The organism is Verrucomicrobiales bacterium (assembly GCA_016793885.1).
Taxonomy (GTDB): domain Bacteria; phylum Verrucomicrobiota; class Verrucomicrobiia; order Limisphaerales; family UBA11320; genus UBA11320.
Genome location: JAEUHE010000253.1, coordinates 1 through 7,289 on the forward strand (window position 1 = coordinate 1; position 7,289 = coordinate 7,289).

At 56.7% G+C, this 7,289-nt stretch carries 7 protein-coding genes; 5 read left to right on the forward strand and 2 right to left on the reverse strand.

Annotation, left to right across the window (positions count from 1 at the left end):
• From JNN07_27805 to JNN07_27820, 4 genes are all read left to right on the forward strand, one after another.
• On the forward strand, positions 1-568 hold a 568-nt coding region (locus tag JNN07_27805), incomplete at its 5' end, for a ParA family protein (protein ID MBL9171568.1).
• Between the two features lie 148 nt (positions 569-716).
• The gene (locus tag JNN07_27810) at positions 717-1,061 is read left to right on the forward strand and encodes a hypothetical protein (protein MBL9171569.1); all 345 of its coding nucleotides are present in this window, start codon (positions 717-719) and stop codon (positions 1,059-1,061) included.
• Between the two features lie 368 nt (positions 1,062-1,429).
• Positions 1,430-1,681, forward strand: a complete 252-nt coding sequence (locus tag JNN07_27815) for a DUF433 domain-containing protein (protein MBL9171570.1) — start codon at positions 1,430-1,432, stop codon at positions 1,679-1,681.
• On the forward strand, positions 1,678-2,040 hold the full coding sequence (locus JNN07_27820; protein ID MBL9171571.1) for a hypothetical protein: 363 nt from the start codon (positions 1,678-1,680) through the stop codon (positions 2,038-2,040). The genes JNN07_27815 and JNN07_27820 overlap by 4 nt, the downstream gene beginning before the upstream one ends.
• 780 nt (positions 2,041-2,820) lie before the next feature.
• Here JNN07_27820 and JNN07_27825 read toward each other — a convergent pair.
• A complete protein-coding gene (locus JNN07_27825) occupies positions 2,821-3,195 on the reverse strand; it encodes a hypothetical protein (GenBank protein MBL9171572.1) in 375 nt (124 codons plus the stop codon).
• Positions 3,170-5,824, reverse strand: a complete 2,655-nt coding sequence (locus JNN07_27830; protein ID MBL9171573.1) for a relaxase domain-containing protein — start codon at positions 5,822-5,824, stop codon at positions 3,170-3,172. Before JNN07_27830 ends, JNN07_27825 begins: the two co-directional genes overlap by 26 nt.
• Positions 5,825-6,188: 364 nt before the next feature.
• Between JNN07_27830 and JNN07_27835 the strand changes: the two genes are divergently transcribed.
• Complete coding sequence (locus JNN07_27835) at positions 6,189-6,578, forward strand: GxxExxY protein (GenBank protein ID MBL9171574.1); 390 nt, start codon at positions 6,189-6,191, stop codon at positions 6,576-6,578.
• Positions 6,579-7,289 lie beyond the last annotated feature (711 nt).

Below are 7,289 nucleotides of genomic sequence, written 5' to 3' on the forward strand. Positions count from 1 at the left end.
GAAGCTGGAGGGGATTGATCAAGCCCTGGCCAGCAAGAGCAAGTTTCTGACCCCTCGCGACGTCTTGCGCACCCCTCTGGAGGCACTGCGTGGCCACTACGACTATATCTTTCTCGATACAGCTCCGAATGCGACGTCTCCAACGATCGCCGCCTACTTGTCGGCTGACTACTTTATCCTGTCAGCGATGCCGGATCCCTTCGCCATTGCTGGGTTGAATGATGCCCTGACTGATATTCATGACGCCCAGCGTCGAGGAAATCCAGGGCTTCTGCTCCTCGGAGTCGTGCTGTCCGGGGTGGATAAGAGAACGAGCTTGGCGAACTCGCTGACGGATTTCGTCGACCAAGCGTTTGTCGTCAAAGGTAGCAACGAATCCCTCAAGTTTCGGACCACCATCGGCCGATCAACGGTCATTCCACAAACTCAGAAGGTAGGGAAGACGTTGTTCGAAACGCACTCAACGCACAAACTGACCGATGAATACCGGCAGCTGGCCGGGGAGATTCTTGACCGATTAGCTCTGCTCGAAGCCCAACTCCCCCTGGGCGGAGTCGTAAATGGGTAAGCGTGCACCGTCAGACGAGAAGCCGTTCCGTCCCTTGGATGCATCCATTCTGAGCGATGTGGCGGAACACCGCGCCGAACCCCAATCGCCATCACGTCGTTCCGTGGAAGTCGGCGATGGCGCACCCCGCCTGCGGCCCACAGACCCCATGTCCAAGCCACACCCCTCGGCACCGTTGGCGGCGAGACCCCACGTCCATCGTCTGGACCAGGAGAAGCGGATCTTGTTTACGCGAGAAGAGTCGCAGGCCATCGACCGATTGGTAAACAACTTAGCGGTGAGGCTGAGCGCGCAGGTGAAAGTGAGCCACGTGATCCGAGCATTGACGAGTCTACTGCTGCGGTCGGAGCGAGAGATCGACCGTAGAGCGGGGGAGCGAGGGACTTTGATTAGGCCGCCGAACGGGGATTTCTCGGGTTTGCAGCAGTTCGAACTGGCGATCGCCGACATCCTCGCCAACGCCTTCCGCGATTCGGGTCGAGGGGGAACCTGAAATCGAAGGCTTTGACGCAAAGTCGCGGGACTTGTCGTAAAGTCGCAAACGGAAGCGTGGACGGAAGAAACCGATGTTGAACCGCAAAGGTCGCTAAGGACGCAAAGGTTGGAACTCTTCTGTAGTTGCAACCAAAGCCTTTCAAGGAGCTCCCAGCTTCCGGATGGGGCCGACTGGCGGAAAGGGTTCTGTCCGCGTCCTAATCTTGTGCCTTTGCGACAGGTTCCGCGCCCTTGCGTTAATGCGGTTCGTTCCCTCTTCGCGTCCTTGGCGACCTTTGCGGTTAACATTCAGGCCCAAAATACCCTCCACGGCCGATTGCCAAAAGGATCCATCCGATGATACATTCAAAGAGTATGGCACTGAGCATGGATCATAACCCTGGTTCGAGCGTTCTCGGATTGTTGGAACGTTTCATCGAGCGCGATGCCGCTCGGTTGGGGGGCGTGCCTGTGTTCCGCGGCACCCGCGTGCCCGTCAAAAGTCTTTTCGACCACCTGGAGGCCGGGGACTCCCTTGACATTTTTCTTGAGGACTTTCCGGGGGTGACCCGCGAACAGGCGCAAGCCGTTATCGAGATCGCCGGGCGTCACCTGTTTGAAGAGGCGAAGATCGCGTGAGGATCCTCCTCGACCACTGTGTTCCAAAGCGCTTCGGTCGACTCCTCGTCGGACATGAGGTGCGGACCACCTTCGACATGGGCTGGGCAGCCTTGACCAATGGTGTTCTTCTGAACCGATGCAGCGAAAGCTTCGATGTTTTTCTTACCGTCGATCAAAACCTGCAATTCCAGCAGAACCTCTCGGCCCTACCAGTGCCAGTGATCATACTCGTCACTTCCGACAACCGTCTCCCCACTCTGGAACCATTCGCGCCTGCTGTGATCCGTGTTCTTGAGCAGCCTGTAGTCCGAGAACTCATCCGAATTGAAACCGTGGATCGAATCATCCGCCTGCCTGGCCGAAATCTCCCACCTTGACCAGGTCCGAAGCTCAACCGGTTTGGCCCGAGGAGTGTAGCATCCGTCGTTTCTGGTCCGACCCGCCCCTTCGCTAGAGAGTTGCACACCCTGCACCCAAAGCCTGCCTTCCTACCGGGGAGGATTCGCACTAGCGGTTGAAGTAATCTCTCAGGCTCCTCGCCGATGGCCTTTCTTGGCAATCTGGTTTCATCCCGACGCGTCGGTTTCGAGCGTTCGCTGTTTCATACTGGAATCGAACGACTGTCCGAGTCCGGTGTCGATTTGTTAGCACGAGCAGGGCGTCCTGCTCTGGAAGGTCCGGCCCCTTGGTGAAGAAAAACGACGCGACGCTCAGGCCCATCTGGATCATGGATTCAATATGCTCATCGGACGCTACCGAATAGGCGTCAGACCTTCCTCTCCTGTGCATGTCTACGTAATATGCAATGCGCCCAACAGGAAGTCGCGCCACGACTTCACGACTGATCCGAAGTCTGCCGACATCAAACCGCACTGGGTCTCGTCGATCGTCCCACGGAGGAATGAATCCTTTGTCTGCTAATTCAAACCTGAGGGCTTCATACGCCAAATAGTCATATTCGTCTCTCATGTGTCCTCCTTGAAAAGATACTCGATGTTCTCTCATTAACGTACGAACGAGATCAGCGCAAGGGCCCACCGCCAGCGGCAGGCCTGGTCCACTCAACGATTCCTTGCGCCATTGCGACAGGGTCCCGCGTCGTTCACCCCGCACTTCTAGTCGGGGTTGCGTTTATCCCCAGTTCCCCCCTTCGCGGTTCAAGTCGCTCCCTGCCTTGGTACCCGAGAGATTCTCCTCACGAAGATAGGCGATTCGCTAGCCGCCTCATACCGCTCGCCCTGTTCGTGAAGGCGTTTTATTTTCTGATCTGCGATCTGTGCATACACCGAGTGCAGTCCACGTCCCTCGACGAGGACATCATCCGTGGTAAAGACCAGTTGTAGGCTCTCCGCCTGCAACCGCATCGTCTGGAGCCCCGTGTAGGGCAGATAGAAGGCTTCCGTTGGCGTATAGAAGTGAATTCCAACAGCTCCGTAACCCAACTGAAAGGGATCTGAGCAGTTCGGATAGGGAACGAACCCTTTGGGATCCTTCGGGAGCGTTTCGTCAGATGGAGACTTTCGGCGCAACATGGGTTTGGATCGATGATTTGATTTGGGGTTTAATCCAGCCCTTGACCATTTCAACCGCACTCAATCGGGCACTGGATTCCTGAACCGACTGGAGAAGTCCACGCTTGTCGTCAGTGAATACTCGGACTCGGTATCGACCTCGTGAAACGCTGACATAAAATTGTTCGCGGCTCGCAGCCAGGAACGACTTGGACGAGACCGCGAGATAGACGTGATCGACGGTTTTTCCCTGAGCTGCGTGACTGGTGACGCAATACCCGTAGGTAAAGGAACGAAACCCCTTGTCGATCTTCCGGCCATCCGTCAGGTGAATGTGACCACGGTCATCAATCTTGGATACAGTTACAATTTGACCGTTGATCAGGCCCAGCCGTCGGCAGTTGCCTTGGATCAGAAGACGCTCTCCGGGTGCTACCGGAATGCATTTCACCTCAGACACATCAAAACACAACGCCTGCTTCTTGGAGACCTTCACTTTGCGACCTGCACCATTCTGAACCACCAACTGGTCACCCCGCACTTCAAGCACCTTCGCCCACTCGCCAGATCGGAAATCTCGTGTGGATCGTTGAAAGGTGAGCACCAAGCCGGGACGGTAGTTTCGGAGATCGCGCCGCTGGGCCAGCGTCCAATCCATGGAGCTGTGGGACCAGATGTCATGGTCCCTCTTCTGTAGAACGCCTTCTTGGGCGAGTCGTTCCCGCAGCACGTTGCTAATGAGGGTTATTTCCCGCCAGGTTGGCGAAACGATCAAAGTGGAACGCTTGCGCCTGACGGAGTCTACGTATTCGGCAATGAGCTGCCCATGATCCTGGGCTTCCACGATAGCCCCAAGGCGGTTGAGCCGCGAATAACCTTCGGCAATCCTTCCGGCAGCAACGGCATCCACTGCTTCCCGATACGGCTTTGGCTTCTGCCGAAGGATCTCGTCCAATTGAGCCGAATGAAGTTGAGCATGAACAGCCAACACGCGCAGGGAATCTCCCGCCTCGACGCTGTGATGCTGGCGGATGTCTCCGGAGAGGACAACACGACACCGAGCGCGTTTCGAAAGGCTGAACAGGTCATGCATTTGACCCACGGACAACAGGCTGGCCTCGTCAACAAGCAGCACCTTGCCTTTGACGGTGAGTTGTAGGGTTTCGTCTGCAAGCAATCTCTGGAGAGTCTGAGCTTCCACAAAACCGTCACGCCTCAAGACATCGACCGCCTGAGTCGTAGGAGCGCAAACGAAGACATCGTGCCCATTCTCGCGGAGGGTTCGAACAAAACGCGTCAAAAGGTGCGTCTTGCCTGTCCCCGCTCCTCCACCAATTCGCGTGACGCCGTCGGTCGACCACAACATTTTCAGCAATGCCTGGTTTTGTGCCGGACTGAGCTGAGGGTCTTCGCGGACATGTGCCGCGAAGGGTTTGTATCGGCCTGCCTGCTGATTGACCCACGCGATCAGCTCGCGTTCCAGCCTCAATGTCTCCTTCGTGGTCAGCCTACCCTCGACCGTGATAAACTCCGGACGCCTTTCCAACGCACTTCGAAGGTCTGCGTCGCGCACATCCCCCCGCCCGTGTTTCAATGCCTCTTGAAGCAGCTCATGTCGTTCCACCGTCGATCGACGTTCGAAAAGGTGATCACGAGCATAGTCCAAAGCCTGCGCAGTCGAAATGGTCGCGGCCTGCGGTCGGTAACCTCGGGCAGCTTGGCGAACCCGGTTCAATTCCGCCAACTCTTCCGGTGTGAGTTGCTCTTGCTGGTGTTTCAACAACTGCGCCTGCGTGACCTGTAGCTTCGGACCTCGAGTGGATTGTGCCAGGTGCATGCGCGTTTGTGGCGACGGTTTGGCCCCCAGCTTCTTGGCTAACTTCTCCTCTGCTCGGTCGATTTGTTCAGCACGTTTGCTGAACTTGCGGATGACCTCTAGCGAAACTCCTTCGATCTCGAATCCCTTGCGCGTGTTCCGGATTCGATACCCCAGGTCTTTCAAACCCGCTGCCAACTCACTCCGGTAGACCTCAGTGCAATAGCTCAGGGCCTCAAACATTTTCCCGGTTTGGAGCGCTTTCCAAGTTTTCTCGACGGGGTCCCATGTGGCATTGAAGACGACAAGGTGAGTGTGCAACTGCGGGTCAAGCGCACGAGAACACGCATGTTGGAACAAAATTGCCACCAACTCTCCCGTAACGCGATCCTCATCCTTACCATCCTTCCGGACACGCGTGGAAGCGAACTGCTCCATGCGGGCGACAGCGGTGCGAACCGCAGCCTCGTGCAGTTGAAGGATGCGGGCATCACCTACGGTCAGAGCCATGATCGAAACGCTCTTCGGTGCGGAGACCACGAAGTCAAAGAAGATGCGTCGCCCTGGCACCGTGAGTGCGGTGAGCTGTTCCCCGGTTATCGGATGTCGATTGTGGCACAAGCGATCGAACATCTCAGCTGTGACAGGTTGCCCAGGGTGGATCCCCAGTCGGTCGAGCCCCTTCCCGATCCAAGCTCCCTGACCTTGGGATACCCCGCCATCCCCCGGTTGGAGGTGGACCCGGAAATACTCCAGTGCTGCCTTAAGATTCTTTTGTGGCCGAGCGGAGAACATCAGGTCGATCGGGGGCACCCAAAAAGGGCAAGCCCACATCAATGACCTATCCGCGGCCAGCCCACCTTTGGTTTCAGGAATCCTTCCTTACCGGGGACGGCGGGAATTTAACGCAAAGGCGCGGGACCTGTCGCAAGGACGCTAGCAGGGAGCGAAAAGGAGACTGTAGAAGGCCAGGAATTGGAAGGGTTGGATACCAGAGGCAGGGCTGGTTCCGGAATGTCCATTGTTGTGCCGTGATCACCTACATCCCCCGTCAGCCATGCAGATCTCGGTCCAACTTGCGCCTTTGCGACAGGTCCCGCGCCGTTGCGTTTCTTCCGGGTCCCACCGGCCACCACCCCCGGGTTTCCTCTTGAATGCCCCGCGATGACCGGCTTGGATCGCGGTAAGGAGGCGTTACATGAGCGACGAGAATACCATTGCGGCGATGATTGTGGAGGCTGCCGTCGAGGTGCACCGAACATTGGGAGGTCCAGGCCTGCTGGAAGACCTGTATGAGGAATCCATGGTCGAGGAACTGACGCTGCGCGGGCTACGAGTCGAACGGCAGCAGATCATCCCCGTTTCCTACAAAGGTCGGAGGCTTCGCTACCCGCTCCGGGTGGACATGAGGGTGGAAGGCTTGGTGCTGGTCGAGAACAAGGCTGCGGTAGAATGGAACCCGATCTTCGAAGCACAAATGCTGACATACCTTCGTGTGACCCGATTGCGGCTAGGGCTAGTCATTAACTTCGGGGAACGCTGGGTGAAATCCGGTATCCGTCGGGTGGTGAACGGTCTCCCGGAATAGATCGCAAGCGGCAGAGTCTGCTCAACTCGTTCCTGGTCTTGCTTGCGTCTTTGCGACAGGTCCCGCGCCCTTGCGTTAATCCCCTGGCCCGCGTCCTCCGCGCCCTTTGCGGTTCAATCACTCGGCTTCCAACACGGGAGGGGGTTTGGGGGTGGGCAAAATTTTTATCCCCCCTTCACCCCTCCCACCCTCACCTCCTCCCATCAGACTCTACCCCTATCATCCTAACTGACAGACACCCCATCCATATCAACCACATCAACGGGTCAACCAACCTTGACCGATACAAAAACCAACCCTCATCTCTACTATACTACCCATAGACACTAACCCCTCTCTCCCGACCCCGACTTCGTTCCCCCCCAATTTAATCAAAAAAAAACCAACCCCCATCCTCGAAATCCAATCAAATCCCAACTCCCTCCTCTCGGAGAGTGGAGAGGATTCTTGGATTCCTGCGGAGTTCACTTTCGACCTTCCCGACTTCGTTTTCGGCGAATCAATCTGGTCGATTTTCGGGTCCTTGGCATTTTCTTCCCCTCGATGAATTGAACAAACCCTGGGTCTCGAAAGTGTCTGGTTTCCTCCCAGACCTTCCTGGGAAGTGGGAGGCTGAAGAAGTCTTTGGCATCAGCCGAGAGGACATCCAGCCGTAGGAGTCCTCCCTGGTTACCCAGCAACCAACCGGTGTGAAAGTGAACGATGACCAAG

What these genes read in the sequence shown, in the direction of transcription:
- JNN07_27815 (MBL9171570.1), top strand. Translation starts at nt 1,430, where the DNA reads ATGGATCATAACCCTGGTTCGAGCGTTCTCGGATTGTTGGAACGTTTC.
- JNN07_27835 (MBL9171574.1), top strand. Translation starts at nt 6,189, where the DNA reads ATGAGCGACGAGAATACCATTGCGGCGATGATTGTGGAGGCTGCCGTC.
- JNN07_27810 (MBL9171569.1), top strand. Translation starts at nt 717, where the DNA reads ATGTCCAAGCCACACCCCTCGGCACCGTTGGCGGCGAGACCCCACGTC.
- JNN07_27830 (MBL9171573.1), bottom strand. Translation starts at nt 5,824, where the DNA reads ATGTGGGCTTGCCCTTTTTGGGTGCCCCCGATCGACCTGATGTTCTCC.
- JNN07_27825 (MBL9171572.1), bottom strand. Translation starts at nt 3,195, where the DNA reads ATGTTGCGCCGAAAGTCTCCATCTGACGAAACGCTCCCGAAGGATCCC.